We start from the raw sequence: 2,942 nt of genomic DNA, 5'->3' as shown, positions 1-2,942 counted from the left end.
CATGTGGATTCCCATGCTAATTGCAGAATCGTGTGAAACCATTTGTGCACCAAGAATTTCACGGCTATCTTTGTCAAAGACAATCTTGATGGCAACTTCATGGTTGTCATGCTTCATGAATTCTGGTTTTTGAAGATCGTTAAAGCCTGTTTCAGTTGCATTGTAACCAGCAGCTTTCGCTTTTTCAAGAGTCAAACCAGTTGAAACCATGTGAAGACCGTAGATTGAGATACCATTTGAACCTTGCACACCGATTCCTTCCAATTCATGTCCACAAGCGTTGTAGGCACCAACGATACCAGTACGAACTGCATTTGAAGCAAGGGCGATGTAGCTTGTATCTTTACGAGCGTTGTCATAAACAGTCGCACAGTCACCAACGGCAAATACACCAGGAAGTGAAGTCTCTTGTTTCTTGTCTACAAGGAAGGCACCGTTACGGAAGAGTTCAATCTTACCATCAGCAAGGGCTGTATTTGGACGGAAACCAACTGCAAGAACAACCATATCCACGTCGAAAGTTTCTTTATCAGTAATCAAGCGTTCAACTTTACCGTCACCCTCGATTGCTTTAACAGTTTGACCAAGCGCCAAGCGGATGTTGTGGTCTTCCAAGTTCTTCGCCATCATTTGTGTGAAGTCTTTGTCATAGTAACCGTTCAAAACAGTATCAACGATATCAACAAGGACAACTTCTTTTCCAAGACGTTCAAAGGATTCAGCAAGTTCAACACCGATATAACCACCACCAACAACGGCGATACGGTCAAGGTGTTGACTCTTATCAGACAATTTGTGAATCACTTCTTCAGCGTTTTGGTACAATTTAACGAATTGTACATTTTCAAGAGTTGCTTTAAATTCGCGGTTTCCTTTAACAATTTCAACACCTTCGATTGGTGGCAAGATTGGTGTAGAACCTGTAGCGAAAATCAATTTTTCGTATGATTCTTTGTGCTCTTTTCCTTCAACTTCTGCTGTAACTACTTTGTTATCATAGTCGATTGAAAGAACTGGTGAGTTCATGTAGACTTTAGCACCTTTAGCTTCCAATTTTTCTTTATCAGAATAGAACAAGCCTTCAGCACCGTCAATTTGTTCACCAATCCAGAGGGCCATTCCACATCCTAGGAAAGAGATGTTAGAGTTTTGGTCAAATACAACGATTTCGTTCTCATTCCCAAAATTATCCAACATAGTATTAATACATGCTGTACCAGCGTGGTTAGCACCGACTACAACGATCTTACTCATAAAAAATTTCCTACCTTCATTCTAAATTTACCCTACTAGTATAACATTTACTGTTAGCGTTTACAAGAGTTTGGCTGATTTTTCCTATTTTTTTGTAAAAAATTGTAAATAATCTGTATCTTAACACGGATTCTTGCAAATTTTCTTCATTTCCTGAGCATATTTCTTGACATCTTTACAAATTTTATTTGTGAAAACGCTGACTTTATGGTATGCTAGTATCATGGAAAGAAAATGTAAGGGGTTCATTTTTCATAAATTTACTATATTTCAGCCTTCTTTTCATAAGAGAAAGGAGTTGGTAGCTTGCCTCTTAGTTCACATTCTGAACGCCTAATGGGAACCACTATCACTATTTCATTAGTGGATGAGCGAGCCGATAGCTTGCTCCAAAAATCCTTTGATTTACTCAGAGAGCTAGAATACCGCTTCAATGCCAATAGCCAAGAATCTGAGTTGATGGAAATCAATCATCAAGCTGGAATAGCCCCCGTCAAGGTTCATCCAGACCTGTTCGAACTGATTTCACTTGGGTTAGAGCATAGCCTAGCGCCCTCTAGCCACCTCAATATCAGCATTGGTCCCTTGATTCAAACTTGGCGCATCGGTTTTTCAGATGCCAAGGTTGCCCAGCCTCAAGAAATTGAATCGGTGCTACCTTTAATCAATCCTCATGATATCGAGTTAGATTCTTCTACTTCCACTGTATTCTTAAAGCAGAAAGGAATGAAGATAGACCTAGGTTGTTTAGCCAAGGGTTATAGTGCGGATAAGGTTGCCCAATTTCTGAGAGCAGAGGGAGTGACTTCTGCCTTGATCAATCTGGGAGGGAATATCCTGACCATTGGAAAAAATCAGGCAAGAGATAATCAACCTTGGCAAATCGGGATTCAAGACCCATCCAATCCTCGAGGCAATCACTTAATGACCATCCCTGTTGTCAATCAATCTGTCGTGACTTCAGGCATTTATGAACGTCACCTGACAGTCGATGGAAAGGATTACCATCACATTTTTGACAGCCAAACAGGCTATCCTGTTGAAACGGAACTAGCTAGTCTGACAATCATCTCTGATAAATCAGTTGATGGTGAAATCTGGACAACTCGACTCTTTGGAGAAAGACCTGCTTCTATCCTTTGGCAAGTCGAAAGTTTGGAGGGAATCGAAGCGATTCTGATTGATAAGGAAGGTCACCTAAGTTGTTCTTCAGGAATTCCTACTCTATAGAGATAACTGTTTCAATGGAGTTTTAAAATCGTATTATGTAAAAAGAGAAAGGAAAACTCATGTTAAAACTTATTGCTATTGTTGGAACAAATTCAAAACGTTCTACAAACCGTCAATTGCTTCAATACATGCAAAAACACTTTGCTGACAAAGCTGAAATTGAACTTGTTGAAATCAAGGATATCCCTGTCTTTAACAAGCCAGCTGACAAGCAAGTACCTGCTGAAATCTTAGAAATTGCTGCTAAAATTGAAGAGGCAGATGGCGTTATTATCGGTACTCCTGAGTACGACCACTCTATCCCAGCTGTTTTGATGAGCGCTCTTGCTTGGTTGTCTTATGGTATTTACCCACTCTTGAACAAACCAATCATGATTACAGGTGCTTCTTACGGTACACTTGGTTCATCACGCGCCCAATTACAACTTCGCCAAATCTTAAACGCACCAGAAATCAAA

The 2,942-nt window shown here is 40.1% G+C and carries 3 protein-coding genes; 2 read left to right on the top strand and 1 reads right to left on the bottom strand.

Going from position 1 to position 2,942, the window contains the following annotated elements; translation table 11 throughout:
- The coding region (gene nox, locus QZ359_RS05545) for a H2O-forming NADH oxidase (RefSeq protein ID WP_293963936.1) at window positions 1–1,254 on the bottom strand (1,254 nt) is incomplete at its 3' end.
- Between the two features lie 306 nt (window positions 1,255–1,560).
- On the opposite strand from nox, the gene QZ359_RS05540 reads away from it, so the two are divergent.
- Together QZ359_RS05540 and QZ359_RS05535 are read left to right on the top strand one after the other, a co-directional pair.
- The gene (locus QZ359_RS05540) at window positions 1,561–2,484 is read left to right on the top strand and encodes an FAD:protein FMN transferase (RefSeq protein ID WP_293963935.1); all 924 of its coding nucleotides are present in this window, start codon (window positions 1,561–1,563) and stop codon (window positions 2,482–2,484) included.
- Window positions 2,485–2,543: 59 nt separating this feature from the next.
- Window positions 2,544–2,942, top strand: a 399-nt coding sequence (locus tag QZ359_RS05535; protein ID WP_293963934.1) for an NADPH-dependent FMN reductase, incomplete at its 3' end; no start/stop codon positions are given.

It is taken from the genome of Streptococcus sp. (genome assembly GCF_019414905.1).
Classification (GTDB): domain Bacteria; phylum Bacillota; class Bacilli; order Lactobacillales; family Streptococcaceae; genus Streptococcus.
This window is presented reverse-complemented; position numbering and strand designations above follow the sequence as displayed.